General features: G+C 58.7%; 13 protein-coding genes. 9 read left to right on the plus strand and 4 right to left on the minus strand.

Annotated features, from left to right (window positions below; genetic code table 11):
• Both VG146_01885 and VG146_01890 read right to left on the minus strand, forming a co-directional pair.
• Complete coding sequence (locus VG146_01885) at nucleotides 1-924, minus strand: sugar ABC transporter substrate-binding protein (GenBank protein ID HEV2391093.1); 924 nt, start codon at nucleotides 922-924, stop codon at nucleotides 1-3.
• Between the two features lie 334 nt (nucleotides 925-1258).
• The gene (locus tag VG146_01890) at nucleotides 1259-1537 is read right to left on the minus strand and encodes a glycogen-binding domain-containing protein (GenBank protein HEV2391094.1); all 279 of its coding nucleotides are present in this window, start codon (nucleotides 1535-1537) and stop codon (nucleotides 1259-1261) included.
• A gap of 491 nt (nucleotides 1538-2028) precedes the next feature.
• On the opposite strand from VG146_01890, the gene VG146_01895 reads away from it, so the two are divergent.
• Nucleotides 2029-4380, plus strand: coding sequence for an HAD-IC family P-type ATPase (locus VG146_01895; GenBank protein HEV2391095.1), 2352 nt, complete (start codon nucleotides 2029-2031; stop codon nucleotides 4378-4380).
• Between the two features lie 36 nt (nucleotides 4381-4416).
• Here the strand turns inward: VG146_01895 and VG146_01900 are convergent, their stop codons facing one another.
• The gene (locus VG146_01900; protein ID HEV2391096.1) at nucleotides 4417-5523 is read right to left on the minus strand and encodes a DGQHR domain-containing protein; all 1107 of its coding nucleotides are present in this window, start codon (nucleotides 5521-5523) and stop codon (nucleotides 4417-4419) included.
• A gap of 216 nt (nucleotides 5524-5739) precedes the next feature.
• Here VG146_01900 and VG146_01905 point away from each other — a divergent pair, with 216 nt between their 5' ends.
• The 8 genes from VG146_01905 (at nucleotide 5740) to VG146_01940 (ending at nucleotide 14692) form a co-directional block, all read left to right on the plus strand.
• Complete coding sequence (locus tag VG146_01905; protein HEV2391097.1) at nucleotides 5740-7026, plus strand: cation:proton antiporter; 1287 nt, start codon at nucleotides 5740-5742, stop codon at nucleotides 7024-7026.
• 243 nt (nucleotides 7027-7269) lie between these two features.
• Nucleotides 7270-7818 (plus strand): 3-isopropylmalate dehydratase, encoded by a 549-nt coding sequence (locus tag VG146_01910; protein HEV2391098.1) that lies wholly within the window; start codon nucleotides 7270-7272, stop codon nucleotides 7816-7818.
• Between the two features lie 9 nt (nucleotides 7819-7827).
• Complete coding sequence (locus tag VG146_01915) at nucleotides 7828-8235, plus strand: hypothetical protein (GenBank protein HEV2391099.1); 408 nt, start codon at nucleotides 7828-7830, stop codon at nucleotides 8233-8235.
• A 3-nt stretch (nucleotides 8236-8238) separates the two neighbouring features.
• Nucleotides 8239-9639: a dihydrolipoyl dehydrogenase gene (locus VG146_01920; protein ID HEV2391100.1), complete on the plus strand. Its 1401-nt coding sequence runs from the start codon at nucleotides 8239-8241 to the stop codon at nucleotides 9637-9639.
• Nucleotides 9640-9647: 8 nt separating this feature from the next.
• The gene (locus VG146_01925; protein ID HEV2391101.1) at nucleotides 9648-11036 is read left to right on the plus strand and encodes an FAD-linked oxidase C-terminal domain-containing protein; all 1389 of its coding nucleotides are present in this window, start codon (nucleotides 9648-9650) and stop codon (nucleotides 11034-11036) included.
• A complete protein-coding gene (locus VG146_01930; GenBank protein ID HEV2391102.1) occupies nucleotides 11033-12343 on the plus strand; it encodes a (Fe-S)-binding protein in 1311 nt (436 codons plus the stop codon). Before VG146_01925 ends, VG146_01930 begins: the two co-directional genes overlap by 4 nt.
• Nucleotides 12340-12999, plus strand: a complete 660-nt coding sequence (locus tag VG146_01935) for a bifunctional 4-hydroxy-2-oxoglutarate aldolase/2-dehydro-3-deoxy-phosphogluconate aldolase (GenBank protein ID HEV2391103.1) — start codon at nucleotides 12340-12342, stop codon at nucleotides 12997-12999. Before VG146_01930 ends, VG146_01935 begins: the two co-directional genes overlap by 4 nt.
• A 460-nt stretch (nucleotides 13000-13459) precedes the next feature.
• Nucleotides 13460-14692 carry a DUF362 domain-containing protein gene (locus tag VG146_01940; GenBank protein HEV2391104.1) on the plus strand — a complete coding sequence of 411 codons (1233 nt, stop codon included), beginning with the start codon at nucleotides 13460-13462 and terminating at the stop codon, nucleotides 14690-14692.
• Between the two features lie 97 nt (nucleotides 14693-14789).
• On the opposite strand, the gene VG146_01945 is transcribed toward VG146_01940, so the two are convergent.
• Complete coding sequence (locus VG146_01945) at nucleotides 14790-15569, minus strand: NIPSNAP family protein (protein HEV2391105.1); 780 nt, start codon at nucleotides 15567-15569, stop codon at nucleotides 14790-14792.
• Between the last annotated feature and the right edge of the window lie 577 nt (nucleotides 15570-16146).

Below are 16146 nucleotides of genomic sequence, written 5' to 3' on the forward strand. Positions count from 1 at the left end.
TTAGTTGGAACCTCCCGGTAACTGCAGTGTGAGATTGGTCTGGGTGATTAAATCCACTTCAGTGGTTTGATCGGCGGGGGGCGCTTCGCCTTTAAGGATTTTAAGCGCCGCCTCGATGCCGAAGACAGCGAGTTGGTCGGCATGCTGGTCGGCGGTGGCCGTTACGCGCCCGTCGGCAAGCATTGGGCGAATCGCCTTGATGTTGTCAAAACCGGCTATGAGCACTTTGCCGTTCCTGCCTGCTGCCTGTACGGCGGCCACTGCTCCAAGGGCCATGCTGTCATTGGCGCAGAGAATGGCCTTAAGCTCGGGATGTTCGCTGAGCATCGCTGTCGCTACCGTGTTAGCCATGTCCATCTCCCAGTTGCCGCTTTGTGTGCTGACAGTTTCAATATTGGCCGCCTTCATGGCATCCTCGAAGCCCAACCGGCGTTGCTGGCCGTTGAAAGCGGTGGGAATGCCTTCGATAATGCCGACCTGATCGCCCGGCTTAAGCCGGCGCGCTATCGCCTCTCCCACCTTGCGGGCACCCGCCCGATTGTCCGGCCCCACAAAAGGCACATTAAGATCCGCTTGCTTGAGCGTCTGCGCATCCAGCTTGTTATCTATGTTGACCACGAGGATGCCAGCCTCTTTGGCCCGCTTTAATACGGTCACGAGAGCTTTGGAATCCGCAGGGGCGATCACGATGGCCTGAACCGGGCGGGCAATCATTTGTTCGACGAGGTTGACCTGCTCCCCCAGGTCGGTCTCATTCTTGATGCCGTTGATAATCAGTTCGTATGCCTCAGGATGTGCCGCTTGATGCTGTCTCGCCCCTTCAGCCATCGTGCTGAAGAATTCGTTGGCGAGCGATTTCATGACCAGAGCGATTCTCGGCTTGGTCGGCGCGGCGGATTGCCGGCAGCCCGCGAACGGGAGCATCAACAGGCAAAGGCAGAGCGCCACGACCCGATTGCGCCAACAGGGAAAACACCAAGGGGAAACAGCATCCGTTGCCATTGGCCAAAACTTTTCAGCAATGTGCGGCTCCAGTCAATCTCAAACCCACGAGCAAGCGGATTAAAGGAGGGCCATTAACAACGCGGATGGTTTCTGAGGACGCGAGAACGGCTCGAGCACCCAGTTCTCCTTCAACTCAGGTTCGTAGGGACAAACTCCCCTGAACTCCCCTTAATTCAGGTTCGGATGGAACTGGTGGAACTCGGCCAACCTCTAGACAAACCTGCGGGTTTGTGAGCGGCCTGAACAGGAACCTTCAGCTCACTTGGCGCACGGAGTTCTGGCTGCCGTAGGGATTCGGCTCCCGCAACGCGCAATCCGGATCGTCCCACCATTGGCCGTCCACAAGAAAACGGTAATGATGTGTGCCCGGGGGTAAGTCCACAGCGACGCGCCACACCCCGCCCGATTCGCGTTTCAAAGCGATGGGTTTCTTCTGCCAATGTGTGAAATCACCGGCCAACAGGACGCTGGCGGCCTGAGGCGCAGTAATGGAGAAGGTTTGATTTTTATGTCCGTTGTGCTTTCTCGCCATAGTAGTTCTTTCTCTTAATGGTGCCGGCCCGCGATGTATCCCTTTGCATGCAGCAACTGCTTGCTTTACGAATCGAACGCCCGCCGCATAGAGACTATAGAACTCGACCATTGCTCCCACGATAGCGTTCAAATCTTTGCGGCGGGAAGATATTCACAGGCTGTTTGGAGTGGTTCTCCGCCAACCACGAGTGGAATCGCAGGTGCCATAGAAGAACAAACTTCTTTGGCCTCCGGATCGAAAGGCGTTGGGAACACCACAGTTGCAGTTCCCCGCGCGCTTGGCACAAAGGAAGCTAAGCGAGCACAGGATATATGGAATTGTCGTCAAACGACGGGCATGATGCGGAAATCGATCGCTGTGCGCTCGAGATGCCCAGAGGAATCCCGGATTCTGTTCTTGGCAACGGCGATGATGACAGACGCTCTGGACCAAACGTCCCGATCGGAGCATCATCCCCGAACAAGATGTCCAACATCCAAACCGATAGCATGAGCGCTCCGGCGCCACGGAGGCTGATCGATCACAATCATCGTGGACTAACGACCGCCGAGGCGCTGGCGCGCCAGAAACAATTTGGTCTCAACAGTGTCCAGGAGGAAAGAGCTCATCCGCTGAAGCAATTCATCAAACGGTTCTGGACGCCGATTCCGTGGCTGCTGGAGGCTACAATTATCATTCAGCTTTTTCTCCATGAGGCATTGGAGGCCGCTGTGATTGGCGGGGTGCTCGTTTTGAATGCGGCATTAAGCATGGTCCAGGAAGGCCGCGCGCAAAAGGCTCTGGCGCTGCTGCGCCAGCAACTGCGGGTGCTAGCCCGCGTGCGGCGTGACGGAGCGTGGATCGCTTTGCCAGCCGAGCAATTGGTGCCGGGGGACACAATTCATCTGCGTCAGGGGACGATTGTGCCAGCCGATGTGAGGCTCGATGAGGGCTCGCTCTTGGTGGATCAATCCGCTCTGACGGGCGAGTCTGCGGCTGTAACCGTCGAACCCGGCAAGGGCGCTTATGCGGGGTCCATGGTGCGCGGGGGCGATGCAACCGGTGAAGTCACGGCCACGGGGGCGCGCACTTTCTTCGGCAAAACGGCCGAACTGGTGCGCACAGCCGGTTCGGCCAACCGCCAGGAGCACGAGATCGTGGCGGTGGTGAAAAACCTATTTGTGGTCAATGCCGCCATGGTCGTGCTGGTGCTGGGCTTTGCGCATCATGCCGGGATGACCCTGGGCTTTATTCTCCCGTTGTTGCTTACCATTCTGCTCGCCTCGATACCGGTCGCGTTGCCGGCCACCTTCACACTCGCCGCGGCCCTGGGCTCGGTCGAACTCTCCAAACGCGGGGTGCTCATTACACGGCTCAGCGCCCTGCATGACATTGCATCGATGACGGTGTTGTGCAGCGACAAGACCGGCACGCTGACCCGCAATGAGGCAACCGTCAACGCGCTCTGGCCTGCCCCTGGTTTCTCAGAAGAGGACCTGTTGCGCGCCGCGGCGCATGCGAGCGATCCGTCAGGCCAGGACCCAGTCGATGGAGCGATCCTCAAGGCTGCCACTGCCCATGGCTGGCAGGATGGCGATCTGGAGCGAACGGCTTTCCAGCCGTTTGATCCGGCAACCAAACGGGCGGAGGCCATTTATCGCGTTGAAGGCGTCATGCGCCGCTTTGTCAAAGGGGCCCCCGCTGTGGTTGCAGAAATGGCCGGGCTGCCTGATGCGCTTTGGCAAGGGGCCGCCCAAAGCATAGTTGAACGGGGACAACGAGTTTTGGCGGTTGGAGAAGGGAGTTCGAGCGAGTTGCGCCTGGTGGGCCTGCTGGGGCTTGAGGATGCCGTCCGCGCGGATTCGAAGAGCGTAGTCAGCACAATCCGGGATGGGGGAGTCCGTGTGGTCATGGTGTCGGGTGATAATGCCATCACGGCCCGCAGCGTGGCACAGCAGGTGGGGATTCCGGGCGGTGTATGTCCGCCCGAAGACCTTCACCCGGACCTGCGGAATGGCGCACTGGATTGCGGCGTGTTTGCGGGGGTTTTCCCGGAGGACAAATTCAAGCTGGTTCGCGGGTTCCAGCGCCGTGGCGAAGTCGTGGGGATGAGTGGAGACGGGGTGAACGATGCCCCCGCTCTGCGCCAGGCCGAAGCGGGCATAGCGGTCGCTAATGCGACGGATGTGGCCAAAGCCGCAGCCGCCATGGTGCTCACCAATCCGGGACTGGGGGGAGTAGTGCCGGCCATTGAGACGAGCCGGCGCGTTTTTCAGCGGATCATCACATACACCCTGAACATGCTGATTAAGAAAATCGAGATGATGGCGCTCCTGGTTATCGGCTTCGTCGTCACAAGACACAAACCGCTCACACCCCTGATGATGGTGCTGATTCTGCTTCTCAATGATTTCCTTACGATGTCTCTCTCGACGGACCGCATGGAATACTCACGCCACCCAAACCGGTGGAACACACGCGCCATCCTGCTGGCGGCGACTTTTCTTGCGGCCTGCAAGCTCGTTTTCTCGTTAGGTGTATTCCTCTGCGGCTATTACGCGCTTGGATTGGATATGCCTTCCCTGCAGACACTGACGTTTGCCACCCTGATCCTCAGCTCACAGGCCGGCGTTTATTTGCTGCGCGAGCGCGCTCATTTCTGGAATTCGGCGCCGAGCCTCTTCCTTGCCGGCAGCTCCGTATTTGGCCTGATCATGGCGGCGGTTTTCGCGCTAGCCGGCGTTCTCATAAGGCCCGTGAGCCCCTTGCTTCTGGGGGCGGTAGTCGGGGCGGGTCTTCTCTACTTTAGCGCGCTGGACTGGCCCAAAGTGTGGCTCTTCAAACGGTTGAACCTGCGGTGAACCGATTTAGCTGACTAAAGCCAGGCAAGCAATGGCCTATCTCAGCCCCACGGCCCGGGCCAATTCGCGGTGAATTTTGCCGACCCGCTCGACCTGTCCCTTGGCGGCGAAGCGTTCATAGAAACCTTCGCTGCGGAAATCGCGCGCGCGTTCAGACCAAGAGGCCAAGCGCTCGCGCCAGCGCTCGACACGCGCTTCAGCCGGCTCGGCATCCTGTGTTGCCAAATCGGCGCAGACACGCAGCAGCGCCTTGAGTGTGACCGGTTTGGTCACCATGTAGTTATCGTTGCCCCAGGCCTCGCCAAAAACCTGCGACGCTGCTTTCAGGAAATCGCGCGCCATACCATAATACCGCTCGGCAACACGCCGATCGGCGCCTTCCTTTTCCAGTTTTGCCCAAGCCTGTTTGACCCAGCGATGGACTTCGTTAAACAACTCGGCCTGGAGAATCCATTTCTCCTGCTTGCTGCGTCCCCCAAGGCGATTAATGCGATAGCGCAGCGGACTGTCGCTTTCGCTATAAAGCATCTCGACAATCCGCGCCGCAAAGCGCCGGTCCGGTTCGGCCCAGGACACACGCTCATACAAGTCAACCAAATGACTCTTGTTAATGCGCGTCGGGGTGGAGTTGATGATGACAAACATCTCAGTGGCAAAGTCATCGCTACGTCCATCGAAAATGACGCACGGGACAAAAATGGATTTGGCTTCCTCCGGGTGGGTGCGTTCGTAAAACTGCAACGCCGCCAGGCGGTGCTGGCCATCGATGATCAGGAATTTTTCCTCCGGCTCCTGCAGATGGCCGATGGTCTCCTGGCCATCCAAGGATTGGAAGCGAAGCCGCTGCGGAGTAAATAATAGAACGGTGCCCGGGATCGGCGGTTGCGTGATTGCCGTCTCGTAGAAATTGCGAATCAGTTTGACCTTCGAACGCGACAGCGACCGTTGGAAGGCCTTTTCGCTCCTCTCGATGCGGGCGATGAATTGTGCCACATCGTCTTCCGGGGCTATCTCCTCTGGCCGGATGTCCTCCCCTTCACCGTAAAAGCGGCTGATGAAACGGACTTTGGCCAGCAGCCCTTCCGAAGGATAAGCCGCAAAGTAAAACATCGCATCCTTCTGTCGAATTTGCGTCGCAATCATAGTCACCCAGGCCTTTCGTTCGGTTTTGAAACGTCCCTGCCTCTTGTTGGCCAATACGTACACCGCCCCGGAAACAAAAACAAGGCGGAAGCAAACCGAAAAGCCGCACCCGTTCACCCGTATTCTGTACGTTGAACGTTGAGCATTATTGGCCTTGCAGAAGGCAACATTGTGCCGGAGTGTCTAGCAAAGCGCTTTAACCCAATCTAACGGCTCATGACAGGCCCGGAGCTCTCAACGCAGTTCTTTTTGCAGATGTTCGTCATCCTGGCGGCATGCAGGCTTGTGGGGCTGTTGGCCCGCCGGCTGGGGCAACCGCAGGTGGTTGGGGAAATGATTGCGGGCGTTTTTCTCGGGCGCTCTCTTTTGGGCTTCCTTGCTCCCGGGGTGCAACAGAGCCTTTTTCCCAAAGAATCGCTCAAGTTTCTCTACGTGGGCGCCCAACTTGGCGTAGGATTGTATATGTTCCTCGTCGGCGTCGAGTTTGACACCGCCACATTTCGAAGCCGGGGACGGAGCGCCGCCTGCGTGTCGGCGGCCGGGATGTTTGCTCCCTTTGTATTGGGCGCGGGATTGGCCATTGCGCTGGTTAAACTGCCGGGGTTGTTTTCAGAAAGAGCAACCTTATTTGAAGCGATGCTTTTCCTCGGAGCCGCTATGTCGATCACCGCATTCCCGATGCTGGCTCGCATTATTTATGAGCGCGGGCTGACCGGTTCGGCCCTTGGAACGCTGGCGCTTGCGGCAGGAGCGATTGGCGATGCGGGTGCTTGGTGTGTTCTGGCCATTGTGCTGGCGAGTTTTGGCGCCGGTCCAATGGTTGCGATTAAGGCGATCCTGGGTGGGACGTTGTATGCGGTATTCATGCTGACAATAGGCCGGAGGCTGCTGGCTCGGCTCGGCCCTGCCACCGAGGGCGCCGGGCGCATAACACCTGTGGTGCTGGCCATCACTTTGATGCTTTTTATGCTGGCGGTCTGGCTCACTGACAGCATTGGCATCCATGCGGTTTTTGGCGGTTTTCTTTTGGGGATAGCGATGCCGCGCGGGTTTTTCGCCCGTGAGCTGCAACGCCAGCTTGAGCCCTTTGCCGTCGTCTTCCTGCTGCCGATGTTTTTTACATTCTCCGGCTTGAATACGCGGTTGGATATGGTGAACAGCCCGCAGATGCTGCTGGTTGCCGGGGTAGTCATCTTGATAGCTTGCCTGGGCAAAGGCGGCGCCTGCTGGGCCGCCGCGCGCCTGAATGGGGAGGACAATCGAACCGCGCTGGCGGTGGGCACATTGATGAATTCCCGGGGGTTGATGGAGTTGATCATCATTAATATCGGTCTGCAGAAGGGCCTCATCCAGCCCGCCCTTTTTGCGATTATGGTCTTGATGGCAATCGTTACAACCTTGATGGCCTCGCCCATGTTCGAATGGGTGTATGGCCGCCACGCCCGCAAGGCCGGCATGCTGGGGGCCACCCCTGCCGCACCGGAATTGGAACCAGGCTCTTAGCCGGCACCATTCAGAAAGAAACAGGAGGAAACGGAGAGAACAGAGGCTTTGAAGCACTTTGTGAGCAATGGTGGCACAAACAGCGCCTCACCATTTAGTCAGCAGCCACAAGGATGCAAGATATAGTTTGGCTTCGTGTTCACACCAATGTTTTCTCTGTTATCTCCTGTTCAAACTGACTCGTTGCGGCTTAGCCGCGCGAATCGAGTTGAATTTCAACCTTTTCGCCCGCAATCTGCCCGCATGCAATCTGTTTTTAGCGGTCCGGTTTATGTAGTGCGCGACAACATCGATACCGATCAGATCATCCCGGCGCAGTACCTGAACCTCATTCCAACCATTCCCGAGGAATACGAGAAGCTGGGCGCGTACGCCTTGTGCGGCTTACCCGAGTCGCTCTATCCAGTGCGTTATGTTAAAGAGGGCGCGCTGGACAGCGAATACCCCATTGTCGTGGGGGGACGCAACTTCGGCTGCGGCAGTTCGCGCGAGCACGCCCCGATTGCCCTTGGCTCAGCCGGTTGCAAAGTCGTATTGGCGGAGAGCTTCGCGCGCATCTTCTTCCGCAATTCGGTCGCCACAGGCGAGCTGTATCCGTGCGAATGCGTGGACCGTCTCTGTGAGGTGCTCCACAACGGGGATGTCGTTACGGTGAACCTCGATGCGTGTACCGTCACTGCAAATAAGACCAACAAATCTTACAAATTCAAACCGCTGGGAGACGTGCGGCCAGTTGTCGATGCGGGGGGGCTGTTCAATTACGCGCGCAAAACCGGAATGATCGCCACATAGGCGGACAAGATGCTCACACCTAAGCAACTGAAATTGGCTCAGAAATCTGCCGCCGAACAGCGGCAGGTCATTAAAGAGCTGAACGCGTTGGCAACAGACATTGAACGCAGCGAAAAAACAGTGACCCAGCTTCGCGGCGAGTTGGAGGCGCTGAATGTGAAATTCCAGGGCCCCCGGACGACTCGCGACGATATCGGATACCTCAGCGGTTTGCTCGATTGCGCAAAAAAGAAACTCGCCTGGGAAAAGCAGATGGCCAGCCTGCAAAAGCGCGCGCCCGCTATCCTTGAACGAGTATCAAAGGTCATCGATGATGCGCTCGCCCCGCCTCCGGACGAGGTCCGGGCCGAGTTGCTCCGCGGATTGCAGGCGATACAGGCTGCCATGGAACGGCTGCAAAATCTGAAGCCGGCCTGAGCCATGAGCCCCGTGGGCAGAGGTGTCGATTACGACGTTGCCGTCATTGGCGGCGGCAGCGCAGGTTACGCGGCCGCCCGCATCGCGAGCGACACGGGTCTGAAAACGGCCATCATCGAAGGGGGCGAAGAAGTTGGCGGGCTATGCATTCTGCGCGGTTGTATGCCCACCAAGGCCCTGCTCTACGCAGCCGAGGTCATGCATCGAGTCAGCCATCCTGAGCCCTGGGGCATTCACGTTGAAGACATCGGCTTCAACTTAGCCCAGGTCATGGCTCGAAAAAATGCGTTAATCAAAGACTTCGCCGATTACCGCGAGAAGCAGCTTCGGAATGGTGATTTTGAGTTCATTCGGGCCATGGCTCGCTTCGAAGACCCCCACACATTGCAACTCAGCGCGGGGAAAAAACTCTCGGCAAGGTCTTTTGTCATTTCGACCGGTTCGCGCATCGCGCCCAGTCCTCTGGCTCAACTCGATGAGCTGGATTGCTTAAATAGCGATACGGCGCTCAAACTCACGCGCCTGCCCAAGTCCCTCATCGTGCTGGGCGGGGGCGCCGTAGGAGTCGAGTTTGCCCAGTTTTTCGCCCGATTTGGTGTTCGTGTGACGCTCATCCAGCGCAGCCCGCACGTGTTGCACGAATTCGACGAGGATGCCACAGAGGTCTTGGAAAATGTTTTTCAGCGTGAAGGCATAACAATTTACGCTGGCACAAAGCTGCTCAATGCCCGCCGTACCGGTTCGCAAAAGGAAATCACTTTCGAGCACAAAGGCGAGCGGGTTCGGGTCCATGCCGAGGAGGTTTTCTATGCATTAGGCCGCCTGCCAAACCTGGGCGGCCTCGGGCTGGATAAGATAGGGGCCCAGGTCCAGTACGAACGAATTGTCACCGATGCCTCGATGCAGACTTCCCTGCCCCATGTCTATGCCGCAGGCGACTGCACCGGCCTTTACGAAATCGTTCATATCGCCGTTCAGCAAGGCGAGATTGCGGGCCACAACATCGCGCATCCGGAAGCCAAGAAACAAATGGATTACCGCCTGCGCACCGAAGTCATCTTTACCGAGCCGCAAATCGCGGCCGTGGGCCTGACGGAAAAGAAAGCGCACGTGCTCAACATCCCGTATGCCGTGGCGAAATATCCGTTCAATGACCATGGCAAATCATTGATCATGGGGGCTACGGACGGTTTCGTGAAACTTCTGGCCGAACCCATGACCGGTGAAATCCTGGGTGGCTGTTGCGTTGGGCCGGTTGGCGGCGAACTTATCCATGAAATCATTGCCGCAATGAGCAAGCGCATGACCGTGCATGAATTGGCCGCTATGCCGCACTATCACCCTACCCTGGCAGAAATCTGGACTTATCCGGCCGAAGAGCTCGTGGCGGAGATTCGTGCGTGAACGGGGTTATGCCTCTTTCCACAACCCTTTTAACGGACCTGCGCCGGCTGCTTGGGGCTGGCAACGTCCTGACCGAGCAGGAAGACCTCATCCCATACTCCTTTGATGCTACTGCGGCGCTGAGGCAGATGCCCGGGTCCGTTGTTTTTGCGCAAACCACTGGCCAGGTCTCAGCGATTCTCAAGCTGGCAAATCAGGGCCGGATACCCGTCGTGACGCGCGGTTCGGGGACCGGTCTGAGCGGTGGCAGCATTCCCGTACCGGATTGCCTGGTGCTGTGCCTGGCCAAAATGGACGGCGTTCTCGAGTTGGACCGCGCCAATCTCACCTTGCTGGCTGAGGCGGGCGCCACCACCCAAGCAGTTTCCGATACCGCTGCCGCCGCCGGGCTTTTTTATCCGCCTGATCCTGGTTCGATGACAATCTCCACAATCGGCGGCAACGTGGCGGAAAACTCGGGCGGTCTGCGCGGCCTGAAATACGGCGTTACCCGCAATTATGTGATGGGCCTTGAAGTGGTTTTGCCCGATGGCGAGGTCCTTTGGACGGGCAACAAATGCGTGAAGGATGTCGCCGGTTATTCCATCAAAGACCTCTTCATCGGGTCGGAAGGGACACTCGGCGTCATCACCAAGGTGCTGCTCAAGTTAATCCCCAAGCCCGCCGCCAAGAAAACCCTCGTCGCCACTTTTGCACAGATGGATCAGGCGGCCCAGGCTGTTTCGGATATCATCGCAGCGCACATTATCCCCTGTACGCTCGAGTTTTTGGACCGTACCACAATTCAATGCGTGGAGGAGTTCGCAAAAATTGGCCTGCCCCTGGACTGCGAAGCGCTATTGCTGATGGAAACGGACGGGCACCCAGGTCCGGTCGCCGAAGAAGCGGCACGAATGGAGGCCCTGGCCCGCAAGAACGGGGCCGCCGACGTGCGGGCCGCCAAAGACGAAGCGGAAGCCGCCCGCCTGGCCAGCGCCCGGCGCAGCGCCTTCTCTGCGCTCGCGCGGGTTGCCCCAACCACCATCCTCGAAGACGCCACCGTACCCCGAAGCCAATTAGCGAACATGATCCGATTCGTTGAGGAGGTCGCAAAAAAATATCGCCTGCGCATCGGCGCTTTCGGCCACATGGGCGATGGCAATCTTCATCCCACCTTCCTGACCGACGAACGCAACCACGAGGAGATGCATCGCGTCGAGGTCGCCTTCAAAGAGATTTTCGCCGAGGCCGTCCGGCTGGGCGGCACGATAACCGGCGAGCACGGCGTTGGCCTTGCCAAAAAATCGTTCCTGCCGGCATTCGCCGGCGATGCTCCAATGCGCGTCATGCGCGAGTTCCGCCGTGCGCTGGACCCAAAGGGGATTCTGAATCCCGGGAAGATGTTTGATGTTCTATGAGTCCATCGGCGTCTCACCTCAAGAACCTCGATTATTCCGTCCTGCAACAATGCATGCACTGCGGGCTTTGCCTGCCCGTCTGCCCCACCTACGACGCAACCAAAATCGAGCGGCATAGCCCGCGTGGACGCATTTCCCTGATGCGGGCGGTGGCCGATGATCGCATGGCCATGAGCCGGACCTTCGCCGACGAGATGTATTTCTGCCTTGGCTGCCTGGCTTGCATGAGCGCCTGCCCTGCCGGTGTGAATTACGCCGAGCTGTTCGAGCACGCCCGCGCTGAGGCCGAGAACAGTGGCGCGCTCAAATCGCCTCAACGCAACTTCATCCGCGCTTTCACCCTCCGCTGGCTTTTCATGGACCTAACCCGGCTGCAACTGGCTGGCCGCGCGTTGGGCCTGTATCAGCAACTCGGCTTTCAGGCGTTGCTACGGAGTAGCGGGATTTTGAAATTGCTCCCGAAACGATTGCGCGAGCTCGAGTCAATGATGCCCGCGATTCAACCGCACGTCTCGGCCGACCTCATCGCGCCCGTGACGCCCGCTCTTGGACAGAAGAAATACCGCGTAGCGATGCTGATTGGCTGCGCGCAGGATTTGATCTTCAGCGATATCAATCAGGACACTGTCGAGGTCCTCGCGGGCAACGGCTGCGAAGTCGTCACACCTCCGGAGCAGTCTTGCTGTGGGTCACTTCATGCCCATAACGGAGAATGGGAGTTGGCCCGGCAGTTGGCCCGCAAGCAAATCGATCAGTTCCCGCCTGAGCAGTATGACGCCATCATCAGCAACGCCGGTGGATGCGGCTCGCATCTCAAGCACTTCCACAGCCTGCTGGCGGATGATCCCCTTTACCGGGAGCGCGCCAGCCTTTGGGACCACAAGCTTAAGGACATCCACGAATGGCTGGTTGAGATTGGCGTTCGCAAGCCTGTTAACCCGCTTCCAAAGCAGATTGTCACCTATCACGAGTCCTGCCACCTGGCGCATGGACAGCAGATCACCTCTCAACCCCGGAGACTTCTCGGCTTCATTCCGGGCCTCGAACTGGTTGATTTGCCTGAGAGCGCCTGGTGCTGCGGCAGCGCCGGGATTTACAATCTGATTCAGCCCCAAATGGCCAATGACCTCCTCGAACGCAAACTCAACCACATTGAATCCACGGGCGCCGGCATCGTCGCCACCGCGAACCCGGGCTGCCTGTTGCAACTTATCAATGGAGCAAAGGCGCGCGGATTAGGCCTGCGCGTGGCGCATCCTGTCTCGCTGCTGGCTGAGGCCTACCGCCTCGAAACTCAAGAGCCATGACACGTTCCAAATCAGAAATCGATTCGCTCCTGGTCAATCCAGGAATTATCGCCGTGGTCCGCGCGCAAAGCGCAGAACAAGTGCTGCCCCTCTCCGAAGCACTTCTCGAAGGCGGCGTCCGTGCCATCGAAATCACCATGACCACCCCCAATGCCCTCGCCGCCATCCGCGACGCCCGCCAGCGCCTTGGCCAACGCGCGCTGATCGGTGTTGGGACCGTTCTCGATCTGGGTATCTGTCGCGCGGCAATCGCGGCGGGTGCTGAATTCGTAGTCACACCGGTTTGCCGCCCGGAGTTTGTGCCCATTGCGCATGATGCCGAGCGGGTCGTCATGCTCGGCGCCTACACTCCCACCGAAGCGCAAGCCGCTCATGAAGCCGGCGCGGATTTCGTCAAGATTTTCCCCGCTGAGGCCTTGGGCCCTGGCTACATCAAGGCCCTGCGCGCTCCCCTGCCCCATTTGCGAATCGTGCCGACCGGTGGAGTGGATGTTCACAATGTGGCTGATTTCCTCAAAGCCGGCTGTGCCGCCCTGGGAATCGGTTCATCCCTGGTTTCCCAGAAAATCCTTCAGGCTGCCGGCTGGCCGGAGCTGACCCGCCGCGCCGCCCAGTTCGTCAAGGCCGCCCAAGAAGGCCGCAGCTCTATTCCTTGAAGTTTTTAACGCAGAGGCGCAAGGAAGCAAAGACGCAGAGAGCGCGAGACAACCCCCCGGTTTGCCGCGCTGCGCCTCTGCGCCTTCGCGTCCCGCGTTAAAGCGGGGGCTAATGACAGCAACGCGTCGCCATTCCCAAGTTTAGGAGACGACGTAAGGAGTCTCTGATCAGCAACTTCCGGGTGAACCAAAGGCGGCTAAATGACCATCTTAACCAGAGACTCCTTACGTCCTCTCCTGCAGCCGGGAAGCCTTTTGCAAAGTTCGGGCACGACACCAGCAGGAGGATGTGCTAATTTGGCGCAACCAACAGCAAAACTAAATCTGCCAACAACATGAGCGTATTTGAACAGTGCCGGGTCGCAAGGGGCGGGGGGCCTTGTCCCGGCGTTCAAAGACGCGCTGCAAGCGGTTTTCGGGCACGGCCCATGCCCGCCAGGAACATCATTGAAAGGATGCGATGAACACTGAAAGCCCTTATACATTTCCCGGTAATCACGTCTTGACCCACTGGCGTTGCGCGATGACTCGCCGCCATTTCCTGGGCCGCAGCGCCGCCCTGGCAGGGTTATGGGCCCTGGGTGACTGGCGAAACCTGGCCTTCGGCGCCGAGGCTGGCCCAGCCCACCTGCCCAACAAGGCCCAAAACGCGCCAAGTTCGCCTGTGTCGATTCAGCGTTGCGCATCGTACGAGCCTGCCCTGGTACGCCAAAAGCTGGATGCGGCGCTCGATGGCATTGGCGGCCTCGGCCAATTGGTCCGCGGCAAGACGGTGACCATGAAAATCAATATGACCGGTCCGGCCCAGGATGTCGGCGGGTTCCCTGCCTCGCGAACGTATCATGTCCACCCGCACGTGGTTGCCGCGGCATGCGCCGCGCTGGACCGCGCAGGGGCGCGCCGCATCGCAATTGTCGAGGCCTGGTATAGCCATGAACCCGTCGAGTCGCTGCTGCGCAATTCCGGGTGGGACCTCCAGGCAGTCCAGGAAGCCGCCGGTCACAAGGTCCTATTCGAGAACACACGCAATCGCGGCCATTGGGACGGCTACTCTCAAGTGAAGGTGCCTTGGGGCGGCTACCTCTTCCCGGCCTTCGAACTGAATCGGTGGTACGACCAAACCGATGTATTTGTTTCGTTGGCGAAAATGAAAGACCACGAAGTCGCTGGGGTTACCATGTCGGTCAAGAACCTCTTCGGCATCACGCCCACGGCCCTTTATGGCGATGACGCGCCCAATGAAGATACCGTCCAGGCCCGTGTTGGCCCGTTGCACATGAACCAACGGCCATTGCCTTCAGGCGTTCCCGCCCAACTCGGCCCCAACCCGCCCAACACCCCCGGCTCGCGCGTGCCACGAATTGTTGCCGACCTGAACGGGGCACGCCCGGTGGATTTGGCGATTATCGACGGTATCGACACCCAAACCGGCGGTGAAGGATTTTGGAATCAGGGCATCCGCCCAATCCAGCCCAAGCTGTTATTCGCCGGGCGCAACGCGGTTTGCACCGATTCGATTTGCGCCACTGCCATGGGCTACAACCCAATGGCAAATCACGGCCAGTTCCCGTTCCCGGGCGAGAACCATCTCCGATGGGCGGCAGAGGCGGGCGTTGGCAGCTTTGACCCCACGCGCATTGAAGTGGCCGGTCTCAGCGTTAAAGAAGCCCGTTTCCCATTCCGCAAGCTGTAGGAGACGGCGTAAGGAGTCTCCAACTTTCCCCAAAAACACTCCCCTTACACCGGGCCACCCCAGATCAGAGACTCCGCACGTCGTCTCCTGCAAGGGATCAAATCTGTGAGTAATCCGCAGGGACCAGCATCAGGTTGGTTATCCCGCACAGAATCGTCTTATCAGCATACTCGGGCATCGCACTGAGCTTCTTCCAATCCGGGTGCGACCCAAACCGTTTCCAGGCCGCCTTCTGCTCGTCCAGATTTTTAAACCCGAGCATGTACGTCAGGTTCGGCATTTTGGTGCCCACAATCGTTTGCCCAAAAAACACCGGCGTCAGACCGACTTCGCGGAAAAGCTTCATCTCCCCGGCGTCGTTGAACATTTCGATTTTCTTGAGGTTGGTTTTGACGCTTGGGCTTTCGTAAGTGCGCAGTTGAAAAACCCGGTCCGGTCCCTGGGCGGGAATTTCAAGCTGCGGCATGCCGCGGAAAGCGAGCATGAGAGAATTCTCCATGCGCCGGTAAGCCGGCGCGCTGACCGGCGCGTTGATGTAGTCCGCCCCTTGGCTTATGAACTCCGAATCCTGCCCCAGGCGCGCCTGCAGGGTGCACACCGATTCCGCCGATGGATGCCGCAGCAGGATATAAATCGGACTCAAACCCTCTGCCGGATAAAACACGCCCACCGGTTTCATATCGAGGCGGTTGATGGCTGGAATGGCGGCCTCCTTGAGGAACTTATCCACTTCGGCTTTCTGTTCCTTGTTCTCGATGACCAGCCGGCGCAGCTCATAATAATCGCGGCCTGTTGAGGCCTCGGCGGCGGTGACTTTGGCGGTCATGGCCGCCAGGCTGGCGGTCCCCGAGAGAGTGATGAAATGGCGTCGGTTCATAGTGTTGCGCGACTTTTACCACGCGCCCGCCGACTCGTCACGACAATTTAGCGTTGGCGATCCGCTCCGGGGACCAATGAAAAAGGGAGGGTCGGAGCGGGTTGGGGGGGATTGGGGGTGTACAGCCGTCCCACCGTCCCAAGGCCGGTAAACACGGGTGATTCTCACTCTTGCAACCGTCCCACTTCCGTCCCAAGCCGTCCCAAGCGTTCCAGCAAATCGAAGTGATGGGGAACGGGGCCAAGCATTTTGGCCGGTTTTATCGTTCTGCGAAAAGGGTCGAACTGCAATTTGGCGCAATTAGCTGCAATTTGGTGCAACCAGGTGCAATTTGGTGCAATTGGCGCAGGCGGTGGGCGGTGCGCTGAAGAAGGAACCGAAGGTGACTAAACCAGAGGCACTGAGGCACTGAGGAAGAGGGGCGGGCGGCGGTGAGGACAGTTGCGTTATCGGACGGCGCGGTTTGCCTCCGATTGGTTCCGATTACCTCCGATTACCTCCGGTTGGTTCCGGTTCTTGAGGCGGGGTGTCAGTTGAGAGCAGGCCCCACTGGCTGCATCGAATACATCGGAGGCAG

Source organism: Verrucomicrobiia bacterium (assembly GCA_035946615.1).
Lineage (GTDB): Bacteria > Verrucomicrobiota > Verrucomicrobiia > Limisphaerales > UBA8199 > DASYZB01.

Coding starts and splice junctions, on each gene's coding strand:
- VG146_01885 (HEV2391093.1), bottom strand. CDS start 924: ATGCTCCCGTTCGCGGGCTGCCGGCAATCCGCCGCGCCGACCAAGCCG.
- VG146_01890 (HEV2391094.1), bottom strand. CDS start 1,537: ATGGCGAGAAAGCACAACGGACATAAAAATCAAACCTTCTCCATTACT.
- VG146_01895 (HEV2391095.1), top strand. CDS start 2,029: ATGAGCGCTCCGGCGCCACGGAGGCTGATCGATCACAATCATCGTGGA.
- VG146_01900 (HEV2391096.1), bottom strand. CDS start 5,523: ATGATTGCGACGCAAATTCGACAGAAGGATGCGATGTTTTACTTTGCG.
- VG146_01905 (HEV2391097.1), top strand. CDS start 5,740: ATGACAGGCCCGGAGCTCTCAACGCAGTTCTTTTTGCAGATGTTCGTC.
- VG146_01910 (HEV2391098.1), top strand. CDS start 7,270: ATGCAATCTGTTTTTAGCGGTCCGGTTTATGTAGTGCGCGACAACATC.
- VG146_01915 (HEV2391099.1), top strand. CDS start 7,828: ATGCTCACACCTAAGCAACTGAAATTGGCTCAGAAATCTGCCGCCGAA.
- VG146_01920 (HEV2391100.1), top strand. CDS start 8,239: ATGAGCCCCGTGGGCAGAGGTGTCGATTACGACGTTGCCGTCATTGGC.
- VG146_01925 (HEV2391101.1), top strand. CDS start 9,648: ATGCCTCTTTCCACAACCCTTTTAACGGACCTGCGCCGGCTGCTTGGG.
- VG146_01930 (HEV2391102.1), top strand. CDS start 11,033: ATGAGTCCATCGGCGTCTCACCTCAAGAACCTCGATTATTCCGTCCTG.
- VG146_01935 (HEV2391103.1), top strand. CDS start 12,340: ATGACACGTTCCAAATCAGAAATCGATTCGCTCCTGGTCAATCCAGGA.
- VG146_01940 (HEV2391104.1), top strand. CDS start 13,460: ATGAACACTGAAAGCCCTTATACATTTCCCGGTAATCACGTCTTGACC.
- VG146_01945 (HEV2391105.1), bottom strand. CDS start 15,569: ATGAACCGACGCCATTTCATCACTCTCTCGGGGACCGCCAGCCTGGCG.